This window comes from Acinetobacter stercoris (assembly GCF_900323515.1).
In the GTDB taxonomy this organism is placed as follows: domain Bacteria; phylum Pseudomonadota; class Gammaproteobacteria; order Pseudomonadales; family Moraxellaceae; genus Acinetobacter; species Acinetobacter stercoris.
Window position 1 is genome coordinate 1 of record NZ_OOGT01000037.1, and the last position, 26,411, is coordinate 26,411.

Consider the following 26,411-nt stretch of genomic DNA (forward strand, 5'->3'; position numbering starts at 1 on the left):
TAATTCACATAAGTAAAAGGATGATATTTATTTGTTATTTTATCGTGAAAAATTTTTACCTCATTAATTTTTAATTTATAGACGTCTTTTACACGTTTTTTAGGATTATCTCTTTTTACCATATTCGCAGGATCAATAAGTTCCTCTTTAACCATCTCCCACCAAACACCATCAGCTTTGTAGATTTCATTATAAGGATCACTTTCAGGTAAAGATACAACATTTACTTGTAAGCCCTTACCGCTCATGAGTCCAGAACCATTTAAAAATAACCAAGGTTTTCCTTGATTATATGCCTTACTTGGTAAAAGTTCTAAACCACCTGGCGCATTTGCCAAAACAGCTGTGACATGCTCTGTATTTTTCCCAAGCACATATGCTGGTAATGCACCTACATCCTCAGAGCCAGTAACAATTCGTCGATATGCAGCAGCTGCCCCTTCTGCTGGCATCACGCCATGCACTACTCCTGCTACATCATCTCTAAGTTGCACAAGACGACGTGTTAATAAGCCACCCATTGAATGAGTGACTATGATAAATTTATGAAACCGTCCACCCAATGCTTTTTTTATAACATCAAGTTTTCCTGAAACTATTTTTGCGCCATCTTCACTGGACTGAAGCCAATTGTAGCCCATGGCATAAACTGGGAAATGAAATGCCTTTAGGTGTTCAATGTCTTGTTGCGTTATGCTTGTAAATGCTTCTTGAGGATGCCAATTATCTACTTCTTTTTTATTCAAAAGGCTTTTCCATTCGTAGATCGATTCTTGCGATTTCATTTGCTGAATAGCGGCATAACCACCACCCATGCCTCCCATACCATATATAGGTTTCTCATTTAAATCGACATTATTCAGGACCATTTGTAAATAAGTTAAAATCCCTCCATAACTATCCCAATGGACTGTTCCCCAATATCGATCTCTTAATACTTTTTCAGTTAGTTTTAAACGGCGATCAACTTTAATATCACCAGTGGTATCTACTTGGGTATTTAAATAATCTAGTTCCTTTTGCAAATCAGCAGGAGTCTTTTTCATTTGTGACGTTAAAGTACCTACTTGACCAGTAATACCATTACCAATTCTCCAAACTGGTTTTTTTAAAGCTGTATTGTATATATTTGATCCCATAATTCCGGGTACAAATATAATTGGAATCGTGTCATTGAGTGGGACTTCAACATGTGTTCCCAATTTATTCGAACTTGGACTTGTTGCAGAATTTGTTTGTGATACGATTTCAGCCATTTTATTTTCCCTTCTTATTATTTGGTGAAATCTGAAGGCTATTTAATATAAAATCATACAATTGCAGTGCATTTTTCTGACTTATCGTAGATATTAAAGGTTCATCATCATGAACTAGCTCAGCACTTTCAAAATCAAGCTTAATATACGGATCATTATCGTTATCCAGATCGCCTAAATATTGCCATGCTCCATCTTCAAACCCTCTTTCAAAATGCCCACGTTGAGACATGTGATTTAGTACTTCTTCACCCGCCAAACCATTGATGATTTTTTTATGTTCTCTTAAATTTTCAATTTTCATTCTGGCTTTTACAATCGCTGGTAACTCATTTTTATTTTTTCTCATCAGCTCAATCAATGCTACATCCGACTCTAAGCGAACGCGGTGTGAAATATCGATTCGAACCCGAGGATAGCTTGGAAAGCTAAAATGCAAATATCCCCCTGTAAATGGAATATTTTTACTCATATCATCTAATATAAAAAACTCTTTCCAGCATAAGCCAGCTTGTTCCTCTCCTTTGCCTGATCGTATTTTTATACTCTTTAAATTATGCCGTATTTCTGTTATTGCCTCATCTAAAAGGTCATTACTTGCACCACTTTTTAAAATCAGCATTTTACCCGGTCTTAAATAGAGATAACCATATATTTCATACGCTTCAACAGTATATTTAGTGCTTCTGTAAACAATAATATGACTGACGGAACGTCCTTGCTGTTGCACAGGTCCGGTCATCTCATTTTTGAGTAATGTACCTTCGGTTTCATGTGGTTCACTTTTTAAAGACTGAATCTTATCGTTAATTAGTTTTTTGTAAGCTTCATAGGTTTTTATACTTTCATCAACTTCAAGATCACTACCATTATAATTAAAGTTGCTATATTCAACTTCTGTTTCTTGGGGAACCGTCACTTCAATGCGACCAAAACACACTTTTTTGGGTTTTTTAAAATCGATCACGTTTATACCTTCTTTTTGTTTTTCAACATTTGAACATGCACTGAAAGACAGTGTTGTGAATAAACAAAGAACTATACTCTTAATTAATTTCATACATTACATCCTATAATTCTTTATCATTCAGGTGAAAATACTTCAATTTTTAAGGCTGACATTGCATCCTTATTACAAATATTTGTTTTCCCATCCTCACCAGAAATACCTTCAAAAACTTGTCCATCATCAGCTGTAATTTTATATTTCAAGTTTTTAGCTGGTGAACCATCAGGGTAGTGAAGAATAAAATGTTCATCATAATTTGCTTTTAGTTCAGGCATAGCAGGGAGTTGACTAGAAAGAGATGCACCACTATTGGTTTTAATCTGTCCTGCTTTGAGTTCAATTAATCCTGGACAAGCAATTTCAATATTTCCACCTTGGATTTTGATATAGCCGCCACCTGAAGTAAGCAAAATTCCCTTTCCACTTTCAACTCTTACAAAATCGTTGAGAGCATAAACATGCATTTGCTGTTTTGAAGATAACGTCATCTTACCTTTTTGTGCAGTAACATCCACATCACCTTCACCTGACTTGATTTTAATCCCTGCATGCTTTGCAAAAATGGTGATTTTATTTAATGCTTGGGCTATCCAACTTTTACCAGTAAAAAATTGTAAATTTCTAGGCGTGCTAACATCGATATTTTCTTTTGACTCCAAATGCATGCTTTCTTTACTATCTAAAATCATTCCTGATTCACTATGTAAAGTCACTAATGCATCACTACTTTCATTCCACTTTTCAAATTTATCTTTGAGAGATTCTTGGGATTCTAAATCTGGTTCATCTACTTGGTGTGCTGTTGCTATTTCTTTAAAGTATTTATTACTATCCACATGGTATTTTATATTTTCTAGTGCCTTCGTACGTGTAAGTTGCGCCCCCTGTGCTTGATCAGATGATTCCGAGCTAAGTAAAATACCCTTAGCTGCTCTTATAGCTCCCCACTGATCTGAACGCAACTCAAACCCTTCACCACGACCATCACTTGTCGCACTCTCTTTAGGATGACTTAAATTACCTAAATTAAGCTGAGTTGCACCATGGCTACTCTGTAATTGTGCACTAATTTGCCCAGTCGTATCATCAAATCGAAGTTGGTTAAATCCTTCACCGTCTACTTCTTTAGATCGGATACCACTCAATTTTTTGGTATCAGGTAATTGACCTTTAACATCGAACTTGGTCGGACTACGCTGCGCTTCATGTAATCTACCAATAACAAATGGTCGATCTATATTTCCATCCATAAAATCGACTACTACGATTTCGCCTATACGTGGTAGAAATCGTGCACCATAACCCTCTCCTGCCCACGGCGTAACCACATCCACCCATGCTGAATCCGTATCATTATCATTAGAACCTGCTCCACCATCATGACTGTTATCTTGGTTTCGTGTAAATAAGAAACGGACTTTGATCCGTCCCCATTCATCCACATGGATTTCTTCTCCAGCAGGACCTACAACTTTTGCCCTTTGTGGATAAGCTTTAGCTCTATGCTCTAATGGATTATATTCAGGAACAACAGAAATATTCCGACGTTGCAAAATCAGTTGATTGCCTTGCCTTTCATCACTGTGAGCAATATTTTTTAAGTTCCACTGACTTTGGCTTAACAAAGTATCTACTTGATCAGTCAGATCTTTGGGTAAATTATTTTGGTTATAGAAAGATTTAGAGGTGATTAAAAACTCTTTATCAGCACCTGCATGCATATCTATCTCAGGGTGATCGTGTAGCTCAAACCAGTATCCCACCTGAGTATCTCGTACTGTTGATTTGGCGACAAATTGCTTTGCTTGGCTATTATGATAATTAGACAGATTTTGATTAATTTTTTCTACTTGTCTATTTCCTGATGCTGTTGCTCCATCTTCCCCCTTTAAATCTTGCATCCATGCTGGAGTAAAATGCCACGCATCCTCCAATCCTAAACTTGATGAATCATAATTTTTAGAATGTTTTTGTGTTGTAAGTACTGATCCTGCTCCTTCATCCATGTCCAATGCATCTGCTTGCCAACGGTTGATATAAACAGATGAAGGTTGTAGTGATCTTTGTCCAATAAAGCTGGTTATACTATCCTGGGTTTCTGTTGCACTACTGCGATGGTACTTTATCTTTCTTCGCTCTAAAGCCTGATATTGTGCATTATCATCAATTAAACGAAGTTTCTGAGCCTGAATTTGAGCAGAGCTATTTGGAACGATCAATTGGGCTTCATCAATCAACCAATTGATAGACTCAGAACGTAGTAAATTGGTCAAAAACGCCCAGTCTGTCTGGTTATGTTGCATGACAAACGGACGAATATCATATTCTTTGGTGAGTCCCCCCATATCCAAAGTTATACTTGATGCAAATAAAGGACTCTTTTCTTTCCATTCGGCAAACAATATCTGAACAATATCTTTCACACTTTTATTCATAAACACACGACTATTGCGTCGATGCTTAAATAAACTTGTTGCATCCTGCATTTCAAGTTTATAGAGCGTTAGACTTCCATCTGATTGTCCAACATCTGCGCCAGTGATAATTCCAGATTGGCGAATTAAAATGCCCTTATCTGTTACCGTATCGACAGCTACCTGAGCACCAATGAACTGCTTCAAAGGAATTGAAACATCGGTAGATAGACAGATTAACGTCGCATGTAATCCATCATTCAGCGTATGTACGCCTTCAATATATTGTAAAAATACTTTTGAATTTAAAGACTCATTTGAGAATAAAACGTGAATTGCTCGTTTTTGGGCAGTCAGACCAAGTTGTTCTAATGCCAAATAAATATTATTAAACATGATTAAATTTTTAATTATAAATTCTTTTTAATATTACTAAACAATTCAATTATTGTCTATTTTATATCCTTTTTCATTCTTTTTAATAAATTGCGCCTATAATCAACCTGCCCTGCTGTAATTTGAAAAAATTCCTGTAATTGTTTCTTCTTTAAGCTCATTAATTCCTCCTGATGTTGCTCGATCCAAGCATAATCAGGAATATGCATTTTCCTTTGAATATTTAACCTACGTTTAAAACATGCAAGTATATCTTTAGAAATACATAAGGATAATGTTAGCTCAGCGAGTTTCAAGTCGCTATTTTTAATAAAATCTACTAATTCTTTTGTTAAAATAACAGCATAATGACCATAAGTTTCACCATAGATTCTTCCTTTATATAAAGGAAGCCCGACTTGAGTCTGATGTTCCCCAAAAACTACCCAATCTTCACTTTCCCAGTCTTTGATCGTTTTCATAGGAAATTTTTTATATTTGCTCGCCATGTTTTTATTGAAATAATTAATTTTCCCATTTGTAGCAAGGCTATTAAAACTATTCAAGATGTTTTCAATTTATAAAAGAGCTAAAGTTAATAAGGATAGATATATCTTTTAAACTTTTTGTGTAACAAAGCCATTCTGAACAAAACAAGTCATATTGAAGTATTTAATCCTTCTTTGATTTTTATTTGAATTCCTTCTTTGGCGATTAGAAATTTCTCAAACCAATCATCGAAAACAGGCAACAATATAGAAGTAAAATTAGACTTACAATCTTAGGAACCATGCACTCATCGTAGATGAAATGAAACGCTAGCCTAGCGATACATTCAAGCCCTAAGTTCCTCTTCGTTAGATCCGTTCTGATACGATCTCATCATGTCCATGATCAACTTAATCTTGAGGTTGAGAAAAATACTATAAATGTAATTACGAAATTTCCTAAACTTAATGTGTTCAACGTAACAACGAAATGATGTGTAAAATAGTTTATTCTGCATTACCTCAAAACACACACCAATTCAATCTAATTCCATTGTATCCGATATGATTAAATCCAAAACTCACTGTGGGGTAGATTGAGAGGTAAGTCACAAACAAAAAAATAAGCCCTTGTTTTTACAAGGGCTTATTAAATATTTGGCGGAAGCGGTGTCCGTATAACACCAGTATTATGCCGTCCAACCCAATCCAGCATAAATATATTTTTCAATAACTTATGTAAATGTCAATCCAACCACGTCTTGCAAAACCCAATCATTTCTAATATTCTATGTGGGTTTTTATGTGGGACAAGAACAAGCCTATGCCGAAGAAAGCCAAAGAACTCTCTGCGCTCAGTGTAGCAAAAATCAAAGGAAATGGCAGGCATGCTGTAGGCGGTGTCAATGGTTTGCACCTGCGTATCGTGAATGACTCTCGTGCTTGGGTTCTACGTGTTGTTGTAGGTCAGCGCTTTGATGAAAATGGCAAACAGCAACTTCATCGCCGTGATATTGGATTGGGCTCTTACCCAGAAGTGTCACTAGCAGAAGCAAGGGCTAAAGCTCATGAAATGAAAGCCCAAATCCGAAATGGGAATGATCCTATCCAACAAAAACAAGATCAACTTCAAGCTTTACGTACTCAAAAACTTCGTAATCGTTCTTTTCGTGAATGTGCTCAGATTGTGATTGCCAATAAATCTCGTGAATTAAAGAATCAGAAGCATATTGCTCAATGGTCTACCACATTAGAAACTTATATCTATCCTACTCTTGGTGATATTAATATTGGCACAATTACTAAAGTTGATATTGCTGAAGTTCTTAGACCTATCTGGATTGAGAAGAACGAAACAGCTAAACGTATTCGTGGTCGTATTGAGACTATTTTTGATTATGCAAAGGCTATGGAGTATTTTGAAGGTGACAACCCTGCTGAATGGAAAGGTAATCTTGAACCTATATTAGGTAACTTAAAGCAGGAATCACGCCCTCACCCTTCTTTACCTTATGATCAAGTCTCTACATTCATTCAGCACCTTCGTCAAAAAGATGGTATTTCTCCAAAGGCACTGGAATTTGCAATTTTAACGGCTTGTCGTTCTGGTGAAATCTTTGGGGCAATTTGGCAAGAAATTGATTTTGAAAATAAAGTCTGGACTATTCCTAAAGAGCGCATGAAAGCTGAAAAAGAGCATCGTGTTCCACTTTCAGAACCAGCAATTGAATTATTAAAATCAATTCAAACTGATATTGAACCTCAAAGTTATATTTTCCCTGCACCTCGCACTGGCAACATGCTTTCAGACATGTCCTTAACTGCTTTGATTAAGCGTATGCATGAACAAAAAGTTAAAGAAAATGGCATTGGCTATATTGACCCCAAACAAAACCGAGTGATTACAACGCATGGTTTTAGATCGACATTTCGTGACTGGTCTGCTGATATGACCGATTATCCTCGAGAAGTTTGTGAACATGTCCTTGCCCATAAACTCCCAGATGAAGTCGAAGCCGCCTATTTACGTGGAGCCTATCTTGAAAAACGTAAATCTTTAATGGCTGATTGGGCTGTATTTTGCCTGCCCTTCACACAATAAAGAATTCTCTATACCCTAAAACCTAAAAAAATCGCAGTAGTTTTTATAGTTAACTATCTGAATATCCAAATAGTAGTCTTCTGCTATTTCAGCACACATCATGTAGATGTGGGGTTGAGTTTATTGGAATATCCATAATTAGCTCATTTATTAAAATTATTTTTTATTATTGAACCTAAAATGAAATCATTGCTTTGTAAAGACCATGCACGAATTGAATCAGCATTTTGCCCATTACCTACAATAACAGCTAATGGACATGATAAATATTCAACATTTTTTAAAGAAAATTTACGAAAGCTACTAATATCCTGTGGAGATAAACTTGGAATAGATTCTGGATGTGTGTGCCAATATCCAACTAATATTAAACCTTGTTGGTTTGCTGTTAATATTTCTTTTTTACATCTCTTAGGATCTAAGTGAAGCCAAGTTGGTCCTGCAAAATCATCTTTATGGGGCGAAGTCGCTTCAGAAAGCCATAAACCATCCTCAGAATTCACATCAACAAATAACTGCCCTCCTCGCTCATGCTCACCTTTTTTTTGCCTATATTCATTAAAAAAGTCTGCGACAGTGGATGATACATTCAATTCTACTTCTAGCTTGTCCCATTTCCATACCCAAGCTAATTCATGATTCATTAAAATCTTCCATTAATGGCCAATCTCTTGAAATCACCATCTGTTTACAACCAGAAGGAATATTTGGACCATTATATATCCCATTGGTATCTATTATTTTTTCAATATCACCGATACTACTGATCCATGTTTCTTTGTTAATTTTCCCAGTCAGCGTATCAATTGTAGTTTGTGCTATCAAATTTGCTATTGAACTAATTCCAATCAATCCTCCTGGAATAAAGCCATCACCACATCCATGAAGAGGAATCAAGCCCTTATCAGACCAACTAGTAAAGCTATATTTAAAATTTCCATTGTGGTCAAACATATAGCGTCCATCGATATCACTGTTTAATGGGGAAACCAAAATATGACCTATAATTGCATGAGGCTCTGTCCACCCCTGAATAAATATCCATTTTTTCCTGCACAATCCACGAAAAAACCAAAGTAATTCCTCCGATAACCAATTTGCGGATGTAATAACCACAGCATCTACATCATCTAATAAAGAGATCTGATCTATTAATTCATATTGGATAAACCCTGGTATAGATTTAATATCTGAAAATGGTATGTCCTTTTGAATACGCTCTTTTAAGGCATCAGTCTTATAGTGTCCAAGATCATCCATACCTAAAACATGTCTACCTATATTTGCACTTTCAAATTTATCTGGATCAATGAGCATAAGATTACTAACTCCTGCACGAGCCAATTGCACGGCAACAGAACTGCCTAATGAACCGATCCCAATAATTGCAACTTTTTTATTACCTAAATCTTCATTAATTAATATAGTATCTCGTGAATGAATAGTAGATCTTGAAATTAGGTGAACTGGACAATATTCCAATGATGTTAAGGGTGAAAGAGTTTTTGGAATCTCCCATCTACGTGCTGCGCGTTTACCATATATCTGGTAACTGCCATCTTTGACTCCTTTATGTCTAAGAATAATAGATTGAATAATCGGTGGATTAGTATTAGGCACCTCTAATAATAACCATCTAATTGGATAGCGTGAACTTTTTAACTTCCACTCAGACAACAATAATTTATCTTCTTTTGAAATATGTTCAGATAACCAAGAAATAATATTATCTTGAGATGGAACTTTCACATCAGGACATGTTTTTAGACGAATAAAAAAACCTGCATTTGCTGGTTCAGAAATTTTTGGTATTCTATTAAAAAGCCTAAATAAATGATTTTCTAGAGTCAAGACATCTTCTGCTACCCAAATAATCTTATTATTCTTGAAGTTTTGTCGTTGATCAGTAAGTACAAATAACTCACATGTATTTGTGGGTTGTTGTAATAAAATTAATTGTTGTCTATTCCTTGCTAATTGCATTCTCCAATATGGTGTAATCTCTCTGAAAAACTCATTTTTTCTTATGTCTTGGTCTGAATCAGGAAGCACTAGATTTATCAACTTGGATAATCTTCTAAAAGTATCACGTATAACAAATTCAGGAGAATTCCCAGCAGGTTGGTTTCCAAACCCATATAAACATAATGATTTTTGCATTACGTGAGGCCATTCAAGCCATGCTGATGGTTGAATTTGTAATTTCAGTCCCGTATTTGGAAAACCTTTATCAAATCCTAGACATAAAGTACGCTCTATACCTAAGTAATCTTCGGGTAATGGAAACTCAAAACAGATTATTTCACCATTCTTAGATGGCACTTCTCTTAATAAACTCTTTCCATCCTCACCTAAATATTGGTACAGAAACTCAATTCCTTTTGAGATTTCTGGTGTAATAAAATTATTAATATCAGCCAAGACGATCTACCGGTTTAATTATTTCTTGAGAAGCTACAGCAGCACTTGTTGAAATACCAGCAAAAGTGGCTAAGCTCAAAGAATTAAGCGTTGTATTCGCACTGCGACCTGGTAAAGTCCAATTTCTTGGAGTCTCATTAATCAACTCTTTAGTAAAGGCTCTATTAAGACCAAAGCGCTCCATGATTGCATCTTCAACAGCATTACTGCTCTTTAAATCATTTAAACCAAGTTTCATACTTTCTAATGCATGTATATGCCAATTATGAAATGCTCGAATATAATTTATCCCTTCTCCATTAGGACGATTCCATTTTTCAGCAAAATTTTCCCCTGCATCTTTTGGGTTCAAGACAGCATATCCCTCATCATTATTAGAAACAAATCGTGGCATATAATCAACAATCTTTATCATAGCTTCAATTGGTCGTAGTGCTTGAAATAGCGATTCTTCAACAACCTTTTCATATGCTTGTGCTGCTAAGGTTGTAATAATTGCAGAAATTGGTCTAACATCTTCATTTTCTGTAGATATAGCCCATTCATCACGATGTCGTTTCAATAACTTAATCGTAGCTCTCAACGGATTATGATTTATATAATCACCATATAACGGTATTGGTTCCTGACTAGCACTATCCATGATAATAGAGCGTTCATTTAAACTTTTAATTATTTTAATCTCTCTTTGTGATATATCTTCTAACCATTTTGAATATTCACGCGGACTACTACATTTCCAACCAATATGTCTATCAGGTACTTCCAGATAACCATATCCTCTAAACTCGTTATTATATTTAGCACATCGCGCTGGTGTGACATCAATATGAAAGCCCGGATTCTCATCCGCATAAATTATACGAATACCCCTTCGTAATTGTTGAATTGGCGTACTAACACGACTTCCTATCATAAAACGTTTCTGTAAAGTTGCTAACACTTCTTCAGAAGTAGCATTCCTCGCATAGGGTAGTAATACAATAGCATCTGCATCTATTGTTGCCATATCACCTTCTGCTTCAGATGCTGGTTTAATTGTTGTCTTGAGGCCGATTGAACCCTGAACAAAGATATGGGCATCTTGCAATATTTCTTCATCGGCTACATCAAGTATCTTTTGAAGTTGACTATAGCGACTATTAATTACCTCATATTGGCTTTCTGATAATGAAATCCGATGTGCTGTCTTAAATAATAATAGCTCCCAACTATCAATTTGTGATGGGGCTTGCGCTAATAAAGTCATATTTACTCCTGAAAAATATATCGTATNAATAAAATACTAAGAACCAATATGTAACGTTTTTTGGACTAAACGAAATAATTCTGCTTGGAATAATGCATCCTGCAATGCATTATGATTCCCTTTTAACAATGGACTAAGTTTCTTAGAAATCATACTAGACTTAGTATCAGTCCATTTACAACAAAAACGCCCCATATACAAAGACTTAATATCAAGTGCACTAAACCCAAAAGGGTTCTTTCCAAGATATTTATGAAAATAGTAGTTTATAAACGACCAATCAAAACTTGCATTGAATCCAACAAATATTGGTATTTCATTCTCATTTATATGGTCATTAATCCAAATACCAAATTCTTTCATCGCTAAAATAGGATTTAGCCCATCTTCAGCTAGTTTTTCTAGATTGAAACCTGTAACAGATAGAGCTTCTGGATCTGCATTATTTGATACAGGCTTTAATTCACAATAGAAAGTTTCATTGGGACTATCAATAAAACATGCACCAATAGACAGTAAATCATATTCACCAGGAATTGGTCCTGATGTTTCAATATCCACAGAAATAAAGATTTCCTTCTTTTCAACCATGGTTCCTACTCCATTAAAATATAGTATTTTTTTAATCTATTTCGAGTTGCTCACTATTTGATACTAAAGTAACTTTGGTTGAACTAATTTGAATCGTAGCCTCAAAACCTCCACGAACACCTCCAATACTTGGTTTTCGTTCATAAATAGTGAAATCAGAATGATGTCGTGCTTGCATTTTTTGCCCAATACGTATACATGCTGTAGTAGGTGCAATAATAAATAGGTGAACTTTTCTGATGCGCCATTCATCTTGTATTTTACGATAGATACTATCGATGGCATTTCCTAAAAGCTCTAAATCTTTTGGATGGCTAATGACACTAAAATTACAGTTATCTGTTGTTAGTTCCACTGTTGGGAATTTGAAATCATTGTTCTTAAAAAAATGTACTGGTAAATCTTCAGGTGGAATTTTGGCTGTTAAATTAATTTGTAGTACCATTTCAGAATCTGTAGAAACAGGCTCTTTAAGAATATTAATCTTAAATTTACCTGATAATGGTTCATCCACATCAGAAGGCCAAGCCCATTGTCGACCTTTACCTTCTATTTGTTGGCGATGAAATTGAAAAAGATGGACAGGACTAGAATCGCCTATCAATCTTCCACTCAGCACTAGAATTGATGATCCATGTAAAGCAAATATTGCTAAAGATCTCAATTGTCCATCACGTCCAGTCTCTCGTAAAAAACTTTTTAACCTTGATAAATCAGTACTTTTCAAAAGATGAAAAGCATTAGCCCAATAATTATTGTTATTGGATGCACTAAAATATAAAGCATTGTTGACAAAATATTCTGCTGGGTTAGAGCTTTTAATGTTTCTCAACCACATGGCTTCTTCTGCTGCTTTTGGATCAAAACGGAAAGCCTGACCTTCAATCGCACCTCCAATCACTATCATTTCAGCGTTTGGCATTTTTAAGCATTCTAATAAGCGATTTACTTCTTGAATATTTTTTTGAAGCATATTTCTTAATCTATCTGCATCATATTCATTTGGTGCTATTCGATCAATTAAGCGATGGCACTTATCACATAACAACATGATATTACTAGGATCATCAGCCAAAGCTTCGGACTGCTCATTTCCACGAGGTCCTTCTTTTGAAGAAGCAACAATATGTGCAAAATAACTATAATTACCACTCATACTTGGTGTTAAATGTTGTCTAAGATCTTCACCACAACCCTCAAACTGACATCTCCAAGCAGCAGAACATGCAACTTTAAATTTAGTAGCTTCTGAAACCTCACCTTTCCGCCCCGTAGTTAAATCTTTGGATTCTTTTAACCAATTATCCAATAAAGAAATTTTGGATATTAATTGTGCTTGACTAAAATTAGGTTGGATCTCTGAAAGGTCTTTTTCTTCAGTAGCTATAAAAAATAGTCTATGGTTTCGAGTAAACTTTTTTAATTCCTCTCGGGTTTGATCACCAATTTCTCCCTCTCCCAACCCTCTCCAGTCGGAAGCCCCATCATCAGATAAATATAGCTTTGCATAGAATTTATTAGCAAAAAGGAGAACTTTGTAATTCTGGTTTGTAGTCTCTGCCCTTAATAATTGTGAAAACCCAACATCATCAAATGAACTCAACATTTTGCTCTTATTCCTAAAAGATATCCATTTAATGATGCTATCTCTTTAAAACCATTTTAGAAAGATCAAACTATGGACACTGCGACAGACTCAGTCGCTTTAAATTAGATAAAAATTTGACTATTAGAATGTGATGGCTTGGTTGCACAAACATTTCAAAGACCTATTTTACCCAGTACTACCAAATTTAAGTTACAACTCGGGTATGAGGTCGACCTAATTCCGTAAATTTATTCAGTACGGCTATACGGGCATGTATTTCATTTACTTGACTTGAAAAATGCCTAGCTGACAACTTATCGCCTAATAATTTAATGCAATGCATTTTGGTTTCGACCAAACTTCGTCGATGATAACCTGACCATTTCTTCCATAGTGCCCTGCCTAAACGTTTAACTGTTCGAAGTAATTCATTTCGCTCTAGCGAGCTGATCTTTGTATCTTTCCAAGGTTTCGCATTTTTTCTTGGCGGAATCACCGCATGCGCTTGTCGGTCTGCGATTACCTCACGACATTGCTTGGTGTCATAAGCCCCATCAGTATAGACGGAGTCAATCTGTTCTTCTTGTGGAATCTGATCAAGTAAGTCACCAAGCACCTGTGAATCACTCACATTGTTGGTTGTGAGCTGAATAGCACGTATTTGCAGGGTTTCAGCATCGATACCAATATGTAGTTTACGCCATTGGCGACGATATTCAGGCTGATGTTTCTTACGTTTCCATTCTCCTTCACCTAAAAACTTTAAGCCAGTAGAATCGACGAGTAGGTGGGGACAATTACTGCTTTTTTGATAGTTAATTGCAATATCAATATGCTTTTGTCTTCTACAAATAGTGGAATAATCTGGTGCTGTCCAATCTAAACCACAAAGCTTAATCAGGCTTTGCACAAAGCCAGTGACCATACGTAAAGACAGACGGAATAAGGATTTAATCATCAGACAGCATTGGATAGCTGCATCAGAATAGGTTTGATTTCGACCATGTTTACCTTTTGGTTGAGCATACCATTGAGTTTTGGGATCAAACCAAATAGAGATATTTCCTCGATTTATTAATGCTTTGTTATAAAAAGACCAATTGGTTGTACGATAGATTTTAGGTGTGGGCTTATTCATTTGAGAATTATAATGTTGAATAAGCCTTTAACGGTAGGTTTGTGCAACAAAGCCTCATAAATGTAAAAAAATCAATATCTTGGCACTTTTTTATAGATTACATTTAATCATGAATGAGTCTGATTTTTTTTTAAATTACCTTTCTAATGTAAAATTAATCTATTAAGCTTTTAGCTTCAATTATTAACCACTTTTTAAACTCTAAAATTTTCGACATATTTAAACACTCCGGACGATATACAATATAATAAGCCAATGGGGACTTGTACTCTACATGCTCAAATAGATGAATTAACCGTCCCGCCTTAATATCCTCTTTAGCCATTACACTCCTAGCTAAAGCTATGCCTTGACCGTCTAAAGCAGCTTGTAAAACAGATGCTGAATTATTGATTTGTAATCCACTTTTAATCCCTGAGTTTTCCAGCCCAACATACTCCAACCATTTCGTCCAAGTCGGAAACGATTTATGAGCTTCCATAGTTAGGTCATGAATCAATGTTGCCTGTAAAATAGTGTTGATTGATAAATCAGACTTATTTGCTAAAAAAGTCGGTGAACATACAGGAAAAATATCTTCCTCCATTAGTTTAATTGCCTCTAAACCTTCCCAATGACCTTCACCATATCGCACTCCGATATCTATACCATTTTCAATAAAATCGATAGGTCTCAAGTTAGTATCTAAACGTACAGCAATTTCAGGAAAAAGTGATTGAAATTTATCTATTTTAGGTAATAACCATTTTGCAGCAAAGGCGGGACTAACAGTTACCGTCAAAATATTTGTTGTATTACCTCTTTTTAATTTTTCTAGCCCAACGCTTAGCTTATCAAATCCAGCACGAATTTCTGGTAATACAGACTCAGCTAATGCTGTTGGAACCAGTCGTTTTTTTCCACCTGATTGTCGATGAAATAATATTATTCCTAAGTGATCTTCTAAGCCTCTAACCAATTGCCCTACCGCTGCTGGTGTGACATTCAACTCTCTAGCCGCCGCAGAAAAACTTTTATTACGTGCACTTGCTTCAAATGCTTTTAAAGCATTCAAGTAAATAGGTGTTTCCATTTTATAGATAGTTTTTCTTTCAATAATCACAAGATTATCTCATTTGTTTTTAAAGTCAACTACTCAATAAAATATGCTTAAAAGTAAAAAGCTATATCTTTACTTTTTCTATTCATCTGATGGAGAAAAACTCATGGTATATCTACAAATCACAATGACTATCCCTTTAGATAATCGTCCTGCAGCAGCAGAGATTTATCAAAAGTATAAACTTCCTTTTCTCAATACTGTTGATGGTGCCGTATCAAAAGAACTGTTAATCCGTGAAAAAGATGTTCAAGTTCTACATGGTTTTGAAACCTTGAGTAATGCGGAAAGTTATCTCCAAAGTGAACTATTTAATAACGATGTTGTATGTGAATTAAAACCCTTGTTTGCAGCAGATCCAGATATTCGTATATACCAGTCTGTTTAGATTTTTCATCTTTAGACTTTTGACTTCTCAAGATGTCAAAAGTCTATAAATATTAGACAAACGCAGATTAAATAACTTTGAGAAATTACTATCTATGAACAATATCTTGAATGATTGGAAATTGTCATCGAGAGCATTAATTTTTCTTGTTCCTTAGTTCCTAACATTCATCATGAGTGGTGTTATTTCTTTTGTGAGCACATTGCAAAGCCTTAGACTTATCCATTGGGAGCTGAGCCATTGGATTAAATCTTGGCTTTGCTCTTGGGTCATTGCCTTCCCCACAGCTTTTTTGTACTCCCTCTAGCAAAGCGATTTGCAATGCTTTTTATCAAAGCATCTTGAATCTATTAGAAAATTGCTCAGGTATTTAATATGTTAGTAAATATACAACTATTCTTAAAAATCATACTTATTGGTGTTGGTGCAACAATTATCCTAGATCTATGGGCGTTATTTTTAAATAAATTTTTCCGAATACCCATTACTAATTGGGCTATGGTAGGTCGATGGCTAGGTCATATACCAAAAGGAGAATTAGTTCAAAAACAGCTTAACAAAGCTCCATCACTTGATTATGAGCTTGGACTAGGTTGGTTGGCACACTATCTCATTGGTATTAGCTATATCTTAGTACTTATCGCATTTGAAGGGAAAGCATGGCTTTCGCAACCTACTGTTTTCCCACCTCTAGTTATATCTTGGTTTTTATTAATTGCTCCTTTTTTCATTATGATGCCTTGTATGGGTGCTGGTGTTGCAGGGGCTAACACACCAAGTCCAATTAAAACAAGATTAATTAGCATTGCAGGACATACCGTTTTTGGACTGGGTATTTATGGCAGTGCAGTAATTTTAAATTTATTGATAAGTTGAAAACATATTATGCTAATTCGTGCTGATTTTTCAGAAATTGCTATTGTCAAACCTGAAGATTACCACTGGGTACGCTCTCCTCATGGCGAAGTAGAACGAGTGATGTTTGATCGTATTGGTAAAGAACAAGCTCGTGCAACAAGTTTAGTCAAATTCTCTCAAAACTCCAATTTTCCTAAACATCAACATCCACTTGGTGAAGAGATACTCGTTCTATCTGGTGTATTTACAGAAAATGGTATAGATCATTTCCCAAGTGGTTGGTACTTAAGAAATCCTCATAATTCCAATCATCAAGTTTCAAGTAAAGAAGGTTCTTTAATTTTCGTTAAACTAATGCAAATGTCTATATATGAATCTAAAGAAGTAAGAATCAACACGAATGATTCTACAAACTGGATTGTTACAGGCAATAAAAAAATATGCCCGTTATATGAATCAGATTTCGAATATACCTATTTAGAAAAACTTAATCCTGACCAATTATTTATTAACAGATCTGACCAAGGTATTGAAATATTTATAGTATCAGGTCAACTTCAAAAAGAGGATCAAATCTATCCAACTGGTTCATGGATTCGTTTCCCGCCAAAACAACATGCTGTGCTTACAGTTAATAAAACCGATACCACTTTATACGTAAAAACTCAACATCTGCTTCATGCTCAGAAAAATTGGAATGATTAAAATGCTTAAAACCTCAATTCTAATCATTGGCGGCGGTCTAAGTGGTTTATATGCTGCTTATCTACTAGAACAAGCTGGATTTAAAGATTATCTACTGCTTGAAGCAAAAGATCATCTTGGAGGTCGAGTCTACTCAAAGGAACAAATTGATCTTGGTGCAACATGGATTTGGCCCGACCTCAATCCTGAATTGATGAAATTGATACATCAATTATCCCTCCCCTATTTCTATCAACATACTTCTGGCGAACTTATATTTGAAAAACAACGTGATCAGCCTGCTGTACGTATTTCTGGTGCCTCATGGGAAACATCTTCAATTCGGCTTGAAGGAGGTATGCAAAGTTTAATTCTAGCTTTAACCAAAGGTATTTCAGTTGATCGTATTTTACTTGGGCATCAAGTCACTGAAATAACTTATTTAGAAGATCAATCTTTGGGGTTGAAAATTCAGCATTCTCATGGATCAACAACACAATTTTGTTGTGATCAAATTCTATTAGCAGCTCCGCCACGACTATCTGCTAATGAATTTGCATTTAATCCTCCTTTACCAGCCACGACGCTAACACATTGGATGAATACACCTACATGGATGGCTCCTCATGCCAAATATGTAGCAATTTATCCTGAGGCATTCTGGAAGCAACAAGGTCTTTCAGGCCAAGCTCGAAGCTATGCAGGTCCATTAGGTGAAATTCATGATGCCTCAACATCCCATCAACATGCTGCCCTTTTCGGATTCTTCAGTATTCCTTACACCATACGTAAAGAAATTGAACCAACAACGTTAATGGCTCATTGTCGGGCACAATTGGTCCGCCTATTTGGATCTTTAGCAGCGATTCCTCAATCAGAATATCTCAAAGATTGGACTGAAGATGAATGTATTGCCATAGAGTCAGATTGGAAAACTCCAACCCTATTTCATGGTATTGCACCTGAAAATACTCCTAACCAATCTATTTGGCAGAATCGCATCATCGGTATCTCAAGTGAATGGTCAAAAAATATTCGGGATACCTAGCAGGTGCTGTAGATGCCGCAGAAATGGGGATTAAACAAATTTTAAACTCTAATGATCATCAAAAACTACGTGAGATCTAAGTATGAAAAATTCATATCAAGCAATACAAGCCAGTGCTTTAGGAAAATTAGAGCTTGTTGTGCGTACCGTACCCACTCCAAACAAAGATGAGGTTTTAATCGCCGTCGAGGCTTGTGGAATCTGTGGGGCTGATGCTATGACCATTGAGAACCCAAATCCTGATAGCTTCCCTCGTATTCCTGGCCATGAAGTGGTTGGACGTATTGTTGCAATTGGCAACCCAGATTCCAACTATTGGAAAATTGGACAACGTGTTGGAGTTGGACGTCTAGGTGGGCACTGTAACCTGTGCGATGAATGTCGTCAGGGTCTATTTAACTTATGTAATAACCAACCCATCATGGGCAGCACCCATGATGGTGGCTATGCCGAAATGATGATGGCTAAACAAACAGGTTTAGTCTCTATTCCAGATGAACTGAGTTCAGTAGAAGCCGCACCTTTACTTTGCGCAGGTATCGCAACGTTTAATGCACTTAAGAAATCTGGTGCCCAAGCAGGAGATACGGTTGCGATATTCGGCATAGGTGGCTTAGGACATCTTGCAATTCAGTATGCAAGAAGAATGGGATTTAGAGTAGTTGCTATAGGTCGTGGACAAGATATTGCTGAACTGACGCATGATTTAGGGGCACATATTTATATTGATACCCAATTAGAAAATGCTGTGGATCGTCTTAAGGAGTTAGGAAAAGCTCAAGTAATCTTGAGTACCATTACTAATGGAGAAATTTCATCTGCACTTTTTGCAGGATTAATACCTCAAGGAAAATTGATTGTAGTTGGTGTTGGTAAGGAGCCTCTAGTAATTTCTTCTCCTTTACTTGTAGGTGGAGAACGAACGGTTCAAGGAAGTATTACAGGCACACCTTATGAAGTTGAGAAAACTTTAAACTTTAGCCTTCTTACAGATGTGCGCGCAATGATTGAAACATATCCACTTGAACAAGCACATGAAGCTTATACAAAAGTTCGTACTGGTAAAGTCGAATTTAGAGCAGTACTTACAACGTCACATTTCGCCCATTAATTTCCAAACAGTTTGAAATTAGGATTCTTTAATGACTCAATCTAAAATCGTTATTATTGGTGCTGGTCTCAGCGGACTTTACGCTGCATATTTACTCGAACTACAAGGAATTAAAGATTATCTTGTTGTAGAGGCTCGAGATCGTTTAGGTGGACGTGTACATTCCATTGTCATAGATGAAGCAAAATCTAAGAATGAAGCCTTTGATATGGGTGCTACTTGGTTTTGGGAAAAACAACAACCAGAACTAACTCATTTAATTAATAAATTTGGACTAGAAAGTTTTTATCAGTATGAGGAAGGCGATCTCTTAATCGACAGAACTTCATCTCGTGAAGCTTTACGTTTGCAAGGGGTTCAAACATCACCTGCAAGGAGGCTTCAGGGAGGTATGTATCAACTGATTGAAAAAATCGCTTCTTATATCCCGCCAGAAAAGATTTTACTTGGTCATCAAGTCAAATCTTTGTCTAGAAGCAATGATGAAATAGACGTTGAGTTGATCAATCAGATGGATCAATCTTTGATTCTTAAATCTTCGCAAATCTTGCTCGCAGTTCCGCCAAGAATATCATTAAATACAATCAGTTTTCACCCTTCTTTACCTGAACAATTTACACAACAATGGCAACAAACCAATACATGGATGGCGGCACATGCTAAATATTTTGCCGTCTACCCAAAAGCATTTTGGCGAGATCAAAATTTATCAGGTGCAGTTCATGGCACTGTTACACCATTATTTGAAATTCATGATGCTTCAAGTACTGATGGTTTTGCAGCATTATTCGGCTTTATAGGTGCCCCCGTAAGTGCTCGCAATCAGTTAAGCAATGAACAATTATCTTTATTGTGTCGCAAGCAACTGGTCCGATTATTTGGGAAAGAAGCTAATTTTCCAATCAAAGAATTTATTCATGACTGGACACTAGATCCTTTGACAGCAACCTCTGCTGATGAAGTCGCTAGTTTAATCTCAAATGGTATACCTGACTCAACTCCACCTTATGGTGATTGGCAAAACTCAATTGTAGCTATTTCCAGTGAGTTTTCACCAAATCATCAAGGATACCTAGCAGGCGCAATTGAATCAGCAACATTAGGGATTCAAATAGCCATAGAACGTCTTTAACTAAAGACATTAAAAATTTTAATCAACAAATGATTTAGCACACATCGAAATCCTTTGATGAAAGAACTTCTTATTAATTTACTTTTTATGATTCATGTTGGATAAGCCTAAATGCTTAAGAATTCAATGCACCGTCAAGTCCTAATATTGGCAAGTTCACAGTCACTTTTCCAAACCGTATCCGTGATGATAATGACTATTGGCGGATTGGCTGGGGCAAATATTGCTGATTCGCCTACACTGGCGACACTCCCAATCGCAGCTATGTTTTTAGGAACAGCTACAATGATGTTTCCTGCATCAATGTGGATGTCGCATGTAGGTCGTCGAAATGGTTTTCTTTGCGGTGCACTCTTAGGGGTATTAGGGGGTATCATTGCTTCTATTGGTATTTTTTATAACTCCTTATATTTATTAGCATTCGGAACATTTTGTGTAGGAGCTTATCAGTCGTTTGCTCAATTTTATCGTTTCGCAGCTAGCGAAGTCGCTGATGAAGCATTTCGTTCTAAAGCAATTTCTTTTGTTATGGCAGGCGGAGTTGTAGCAGCATTGATTGGACCTACACTAGCTCGCATAGGAGGTCCCGTATTTAATCATCTTGAATATGTTGGATCCTTTTTAATTATTACAATTATTTCATTGCTTGCTATGGGTATCATATCAAGTCTAAAAATCCCCGATAGCGTTGAAGTAAAATCTAACTTTGGTGCAGGCAGACCATGGTATGAAATTGTAATACAGCCTACTTATTTAGTTGCTTTGTTTGGTTCCGTTACAGGTTACGGCATCATGATTTTAGGTATGACAGCAACTCCAATTGCTATGCGTCATGCTCACCATGAATTAGGGACTATTACAACTGTTATTCAACTACATGTTTTGGGCATGTTTTTACCCTCATTTTTTACAGGTAACTTGATTGCTCGGTTTGGAGTATTAAAAATCATGTTTTCAGGGATACTATTATTTGCCTGTTATATCGCTTTTGCTTTATCAGGTTTGCAATTCCATTCATTTGCCATTTCCCTAATTCTATTGGGCGTGGGTTGGAATTTTCTATTTATCGGTAGTACTTCATTACTTACTGGCACTTACACCCAAGAAGAAAAGGCAAAGGCTCAGGCTATTAATGACATGACCGTTTTCATCGTTGGATTAATCTGTTCCTTTAGTGCAGGCGCATTGCTGGATATAATTGGCTGGAAAACCATGAATATCGCCCTCTTCCCATGGCTATGCTTATCAACATTCTCATTATTCTGGTTGAATTATAAAACTAAAAAGAAAGAAATTCTCACCTAGCCTAAGATTAGTGAACAAAATTTTCAGATTACTACTATGTAAGTTAAAAATCCTCTTTCATAACAGGTTATATAAATGAAAAAACTCAATTTCTTCCATACTCTTATTTTAATCTTCTGTTTCAACCAAACCGCAATGGCAACAGAGAAAATCGTAGAAGGTCAAGACTATATTGTTTTAGCTCATCAAGGGAAAACTGATTATCCATCAAAAATAGAAGTTCGAGAGTTCTTTTCTTATGGCTGCTCTCATTGTTTTGCTTTAGAAAAACAATTACAACCATGGTTAAAAAAGGGTTTACCCAAAAATGTCTATTTTATTCGTACACCAGCCGCAATGAATCCAACTTGGGAACAAAGTGCACGTGGTTATTATACCTCGGAATCTTTAGGAATACGGCAAAAAACTCATATAGCCCTTTTCAATGAAATTCAACTTCAGCATAAGCCATTATTTGATCAGAAATCTCTAGCTAAATTTTATGGTCAATACGGAGCAAACTTGAATCAATTTAATCAATTATTTAATTCCCCAACCATCTCTAAAAAAATTGAACAGTCAAACCAGTTGGCAAAGCTATATCAATTAACGGGTGTACCTAGCATTGTTATAAATGGTAAGTACTTAGTTCAAGGTACTAAAGTAAATACGGCTGAAATTATTGACTATCTTATTGAGAAAGATAGTCAATAATATGCTGTATAAATAAATTGGTTTAAACATTAGACGAAGTGGTTTACTTTTTATAAACCACTTCGAGTGATTAATATTAAAGATTTAATAAGCCAGATGTAATAAAGCTCTAAAAACTCCAGCAATGACAAATAAAATTAAAAAACCGAGTAAATACAATAGAAAAAACCATTTCAATTGAGAAAGTCTACTGTCTTTTTTCGTATATATCTCTTTCATTATTAATGATACCCCTCATCGCCAACACGTACTTTGTCTCTAAATACCCAATATGATAGACCTGTATAAACAAGAATAATCGGGATGAGAATTAGCGCTCCAATTAAAGCAAATAATTGACTACTTTCAGGAGCAGCTGCATCCCAGATACTTATTGATGGAGGAATGACATTTGGCCATAAGCTGATAATGAATCCTGTATAAGCTAAAAATACCAATGCGAGACTGTAAATAAATGGTGCAAGCTCATAACGTTTTTTGCAAGCACGTAATATTAGTCCCGTTAGCACAACAACCAAAACTGGAACAGGGCTAAAATAAAGCAGTTGAGGTTGGCTAAACCATCGAGTTGCTATCTCTGGTTGAGTTAATGGTGTATAAATACTAACCGCACCAAAAATTAAAAAAAGAACGGAAATTAATTTTGGCATGAGATCATACATTTTAGCCTGTAAATCTAATTCCGTTTTAAAGATTAACCAACCACACCCTAGTGCCGCATATAGAACCACAACGCCTATACCTGTAAAAATTGAAAAAGGTGTTAACCAGTCTAAACCTCCTCCAGCATAAATATGATTTTCTACCTTAATACCTTGTATATATGCACCTAAAATCACACCTTGAAAAAAACTTGCTAATATTGACCCATAAATGAAGGCTTTATCCCATAATTTTTTGGTCTTATTTGCTTTAAAGCGAAATTCGAATGCGACGCCACGAAAAATTAAAGCGATCAGCATTAAAATAATTGGCATATATAAAGCCGATAAAACTACAGAATACACTACTGGGAATGCAGCATAGAGTGCAGCTCCTCCTAAAACCATCCATGTCTCATTGCCATCCCATACAGGTGCAACGGTGTTCATCATGACATCACGTTCCTCTTTCGAGGTTATGAAAGGAAATAAAATTCCAATGCCTAAATCAAACCCATCTAAAACCACATAAACAAAAACACCAATGGCAATTATCACAATCCAAATTAAAGATAAATCAATCATTGTGTTTATCTCCTCGTTGTTTATTCTCTATTTCTATTTGCTCTATTGCATCATCAATACTACTTAATGGTCTTTTTGAAGCTTGCAGAACTGCAATATCGGTATGATCTTGATTAGAATAGATAAACTCAGGACCTTTATGCATGAGCTTCAACATGTAATAGATTCCGATACCAAAAACGATAAAATAAACAAATACAAAGAGAACAAGGGATAGGCCAACCTGTTCAGCAGAAACAGGCGATAATGCATCTTTGGTTCGCAAAACCCCATAAACCACCCAAGGCTGTCTGCCAACTTCTGTGGTAAACCAACCTGCTAATAAAGCTATAAATCCAGTTGGCCCCATTAAAAGAGCAAATCGTTGTAGTAACTTATGCTCATAAAGTTTTCCGCCTTTACGCAATATAAGCGTTGCAAGTGCAAGTAAAACCATCAATACGCCTAAACCTACCATGATTCTGAAACTCCAAAAAATCACGAGTGAATTCGGTCGATCTTCAGGTGCAAACTCTTTTAGACCTTTAACTTGTCCATCTAGACTATGCGTCATGATTAAACTGCCAAGATTTGGAATTCCAATTGCATATTTTGTTCGCTCTTCCTCCATATCTGGCATTCCAAACAAATATAAAGGCATGCCCTCATCTGTGTTTGTTTCCCAATGCCCTTCAATTGCAGCTAATTTTGCTGGCTGATGATGTAAGGTATTCAAACCATGCATATCACCAATTAAAATTTGAGCAGGCGCAAGGAATAAAAGCATCCACAATGCCATGGAAAAAGATTTTTTCACCAAATCATCTCGTCGGCCTTTTAATAGGTGAAATGCTGCTACTGCTGCAACCAGAAGTGACGTTACGAGAAAAGCTGCAGCAGCCATATGAAACAATCGATAAACAAATGAGGGGTTAAAAACAATCGCTAACCAATCTTGTGGAATAATGATTCCATTCTCAATCGTAAAACCAGTAGGCGTCTGCATCCAACTATTTGAAGACAGAATCCAGAACATTGAAATACAGGTTCCTATTGCAACCATTAGAGTGGCAAAAAAATGTGCTCGTGGTCCAACCCGCCCCCAACCAAATAACATAATTCCAAGAAAACCAGCTTCTAAGAAAAATGCTGATAAAACCTCATATGCTAATAATGGCCCTGTGATACTTCCTGCAATTCTAGAGAATTCACTCCAATTGGTTCCAAATTGGTAGCTCATCACCACGCCAGAGACAACCCCCATCCCAAAGGCCACTGCAAAAATTTTGATCCAAAATTTAAATAAATCTTTATAGACAGGATTTTGTGTACGTAGCCAACGCCATTCGAGTACAGCTAAAAAACTAGCTAGTCCGATTGAAATAGCGGGGAAAATGATATGAAAAGATACAGTAAATGCAAACTGAATACGCGCCAGTTCTAACGCTGTCAAACCTAAACTCATACCACCTCCCAGTGATAAATTGAACATTGGGAATACGGTAGAAATGCTACATTAACTGGATTAACGAAACTGCCGAGCCAGATATTTTCCGCCTTGCACAAAGATAAATTGTAGACCTTAGATACTCTATCTACATTTTTAAATACGAACGAATACATTACACTGTTAATAAACAGTGAAAACTGAATTTTCATGATTAAAACTCTTTAAAATATTGTTTAGTACAAACAGATTAACTATTTGTCATGACCAATCGTGTTCTAAAGAGTCAAAGGAGGTGCTCTGCCTTGTGGCTGCAAATACAGCTTCTGTAAGCTAAAATAGACATGCTTGAAGAATGACTGATAAAACTTTAGTTTCACCTGAATACGATCTAAAACATGATCAACTCTCAAGTCAAATGGGAGTACTAAATCCCCATATACAGTGCAATACTGACATTGATGATGGTGTTCATTGTGATCGTGAGAATGTTGAGGTACAAAATCTTGTAGCAGTTCAAGATAAACTGAATGCACATGCTTATGATTAGCTTGTGAAAGAAGATTATGAGTAATGGACATACATACCGGAGCAATATGAAATTTTTCCGGCAAAAGAGGTTGCAAATATACTGCAATCTGCAAGAGTATTACTGCAAACGCAATAAATAGTCCACTTCTCTTCAGCAATTTTTCTCTCGACTAGAATTGCACAAGGGGGGAGATGCTAAATAAAAAAACATTAAGAAATTTACAGATAAATCCTTAGTTATTTACTCAGACTTTCATTATACAAATATATAATATATTCC

24 protein-coding genes are annotated in these 26,411 nt (G+C 36.0%); 10 read left to right on the top strand and 14 right to left on the bottom strand.

Translation table 11 applies throughout. The features are described 5' to 3' along the window. The 4 genes from KPC_RS05980 to KPC_RS05995 all read right to left on the bottom strand — a co-directional run. Positions 1 to 1,256: esterase/lipase family protein (locus tag KPC_RS05980; RefSeq protein WP_121973509.1), on the bottom strand; the 1,256-nt coding region annotated here is incomplete at its 3' end. Position 1,257: 1 nt separating this feature from the next. Then, positions 1,258 to 2,316 carry a T6SS immunity protein Tli4 family protein gene (locus KPC_RS05985; protein ID WP_121973510.1) on the bottom strand — a complete coding sequence of 353 codons (1,059 nt, stop codon included), beginning with the start codon at positions 2,314 to 2,316 and terminating at the stop codon, positions 1,258 to 1,260. A 23-nt stretch (positions 2,317 to 2,339) separates the two neighbouring features. Continuing rightward, a complete protein-coding gene (locus KPC_RS05990; protein WP_121973511.1) occupies positions 2,340 to 5,075 on the bottom strand; it encodes a type VI secretion system Vgr family protein in 2,736 nt (911 codons plus the stop codon). A 56-nt stretch (positions 5,076 to 5,131) separates the two neighbouring features. Continuing rightward, positions 5,132 to 5,620 (bottom strand): hypothetical protein, encoded by a 489-nt coding sequence (locus KPC_RS05995; RefSeq protein ID WP_121973512.1) that lies wholly within the window; start codon positions 5,618 to 5,620, stop codon positions 5,132 to 5,134. A 745-nt stretch (positions 5,621 to 6,365) separates the two neighbouring features. Here KPC_RS05995 and KPC_RS06000 point away from each other — a divergent pair. Beyond that, positions 6,366 to 7,643 (top strand): tyrosine-type recombinase/integrase, encoded by a 1,278-nt coding sequence (locus KPC_RS06000; RefSeq protein WP_020846594.1) that lies wholly within the window; start codon positions 6,366 to 6,368, stop codon positions 7,641 to 7,643. Between the two features lie 143 nt (positions 7,644 to 7,786). Here the strand turns inward: KPC_RS06000 and KPC_RS06005 are convergent, their stop codons facing one another. The 7 genes from KPC_RS06005 to KPC_RS06035 all read right to left on the bottom strand — a co-directional run bounded on the left by KPC_RS06005 (position 7,787) and on the right by KPC_RS06035 (position 15,702). Continuing rightward, positions 7,787 to 8,287 (bottom strand): Mov34/MPN/PAD-1 family protein, encoded by a 501-nt coding sequence (locus KPC_RS06005; RefSeq protein ID WP_004859540.1) that lies wholly within the window; start codon positions 8,285 to 8,287, stop codon positions 7,787 to 7,789. Beyond that, positions 8,277 to 10,064 (bottom strand): ThiF family adenylyltransferase, encoded by a 1,788-nt coding sequence (locus KPC_RS06010; RefSeq protein WP_121973513.1) that lies wholly within the window; start codon positions 10,062 to 10,064, stop codon positions 8,277 to 8,279. Before KPC_RS06010 ends, KPC_RS06005 begins: the two co-directional genes overlap by 11 nt. Continuing rightward, a complete protein-coding gene (locus KPC_RS06015) occupies positions 10,057 to 11,313 on the bottom strand; it encodes a nucleotidyltransferase domain-containing protein (protein WP_121973514.1) in 1,257 nt (418 codons plus the stop codon). The genes KPC_RS06010 and KPC_RS06015 overlap by 8 nt, the downstream gene beginning before the upstream one ends. Positions 11,314 to 11,349: 36 nt before the next feature. After that, positions 11,350 to 11,904, bottom strand: a complete 555-nt coding sequence (locus KPC_RS06020) for a 3'-5' exonuclease (protein WP_121973515.1) — start codon at positions 11,902 to 11,904, stop codon at positions 11,350 to 11,352. Positions 11,905 to 11,935: 31 nt separating this feature from the next. Further along, positions 11,936 to 13,510 carry an HNH endonuclease gene (locus tag KPC_RS06025; protein WP_004859532.1) on the bottom strand — a complete coding sequence of 525 codons (1,575 nt, stop codon included), beginning with the start codon at positions 13,508 to 13,510 and terminating at the stop codon, positions 11,936 to 11,938. Positions 13,511 to 13,697: 187 nt separating this feature from the next. Beyond that, on the bottom strand, positions 13,698 to 14,630 hold the full coding sequence (locus KPC_RS06030) for an IS5 family transposase (RefSeq protein ID WP_004859529.1): 933 nt from the start codon (positions 14,628 to 14,630) through the stop codon (positions 13,698 to 13,700). 154 nt (positions 14,631 to 14,784) lie between these two features. Beyond that, positions 14,785 to 15,702 (bottom strand): LysR substrate-binding domain-containing protein, encoded by a 918-nt coding sequence (locus tag KPC_RS06035; RefSeq protein ID WP_035373038.1) that lies wholly within the window; start codon positions 15,700 to 15,702, stop codon positions 14,785 to 14,787. Positions 15,703 to 15,835: 133 nt separating this feature from the next. On the opposite strand from KPC_RS06035, the gene KPC_RS06040 reads away from it, so the two are divergent. From KPC_RS06040 to KPC_RS06080, 9 genes are all read left to right on the top strand, one after another. Next, positions 15,836 to 16,117 carry a hypothetical protein gene (locus tag KPC_RS06040; protein ID WP_121973516.1) on the top strand — a complete coding sequence of 94 codons (282 nt, stop codon included), beginning with the start codon at positions 15,836 to 15,838 and terminating at the stop codon, positions 16,115 to 16,117. 172 nt (positions 16,118 to 16,289) lie between these two features. Next, positions 16,290 to 16,424, top strand: a complete 135-nt coding sequence (locus KPC_RS20890; protein ID WP_213065875.1) for a DUF2798 domain-containing protein — start codon at positions 16,290 to 16,292, stop codon at positions 16,422 to 16,424. 68 nt (positions 16,425 to 16,492) lie between these two features. Then, positions 16,493 to 16,993, top strand: coding sequence for a DUF2938 domain-containing protein (locus tag KPC_RS06050; RefSeq protein WP_004859518.1), 501 nt, complete (start codon positions 16,493 to 16,495; stop codon positions 16,991 to 16,993). 9 nt (positions 16,994 to 17,002) lie between these two features. Then, positions 17,003 to 17,680 carry a cupin domain-containing protein gene (locus KPC_RS06055; RefSeq protein ID WP_004859515.1) on the top strand — a complete coding sequence of 226 codons (678 nt, stop codon included), beginning with the start codon at positions 17,003 to 17,005 and terminating at the stop codon, positions 17,678 to 17,680. Between the two features lies 1 nt (position 17,681). Further along, entirely contained in the window at positions 17,682 to 18,707 is a 1,026-nt protein-coding gene (locus tag KPC_RS06060; protein ID WP_228212177.1) for a flavin monoamine oxidase family protein, read from the top strand. Positions 18,708 to 18,789: 82 nt separating this feature from the next. After that, positions 18,790 to 19,818: an alcohol dehydrogenase gene (locus tag KPC_RS06065; protein WP_004859508.1), complete on the top strand. Its 1,029-nt coding sequence runs from the start codon at positions 18,790 to 18,792 to the stop codon at positions 19,816 to 19,818. A 31-nt stretch (positions 19,819 to 19,849) separates the two neighbouring features. Continuing rightward, positions 19,850 to 20,950, top strand: coding sequence for a flavin monoamine oxidase family protein (locus KPC_RS06070; protein WP_004859504.1), 1,101 nt, complete (start codon positions 19,850 to 19,852; stop codon positions 20,948 to 20,950). A 111-nt stretch (positions 20,951 to 21,061) separates the two neighbouring features. After that, complete coding sequence (locus tag KPC_RS06075) at positions 21,062 to 22,255, top strand: MFS transporter (protein WP_004859501.1); 1,194 nt, start codon at positions 21,062 to 21,064, stop codon at positions 22,253 to 22,255. A 75-nt stretch (positions 22,256 to 22,330) separates the two neighbouring features. Further along, positions 22,331 to 22,948, top strand: a complete 618-nt coding sequence (locus KPC_RS06080) for a thiol:disulfide interchange protein DsbA/DsbL (protein WP_004859499.1) — start codon at positions 22,331 to 22,333, stop codon at positions 22,946 to 22,948. 221 nt (positions 22,949 to 23,169) lie between these two features. Here KPC_RS06080 and cydB read toward each other — a convergent pair whose 3' ends face one another. The 3 genes from cydB to KPC_RS20740 all read right to left on the bottom strand — a co-directional run bounded on the left by cydB (position 23,170) and on the right by KPC_RS20740 (position 26,289). Further along, positions 23,170 to 24,174 (bottom strand): cytochrome d ubiquinol oxidase subunit II, encoded by a 1,005-nt coding sequence (gene cydB / locus KPC_RS06085; RefSeq protein ID WP_004859495.1) that lies wholly within the window; start codon positions 24,172 to 24,174, stop codon positions 23,170 to 23,172. Then, positions 24,167 to 25,618 carry a cytochrome ubiquinol oxidase subunit I gene (locus KPC_RS06090; RefSeq protein ID WP_004859492.1) on the bottom strand — a complete coding sequence of 484 codons (1,452 nt, stop codon included), beginning with the start codon at positions 25,616 to 25,618 and terminating at the stop codon, positions 24,167 to 24,169. Before KPC_RS06090 ends, cydB begins: the two co-directional genes overlap by 8 nt. A gap of 260 nt (positions 25,619 to 25,878) precedes the next feature. Next, positions 25,879 to 26,289, bottom strand: a complete 411-nt coding sequence (locus KPC_RS20740; RefSeq protein ID WP_081401779.1) for a DUF2946 domain-containing protein — start codon at positions 26,287 to 26,289, stop codon at positions 25,879 to 25,881. Positions 26,290 to 26,411: the final 122 nt, after the last annotated feature.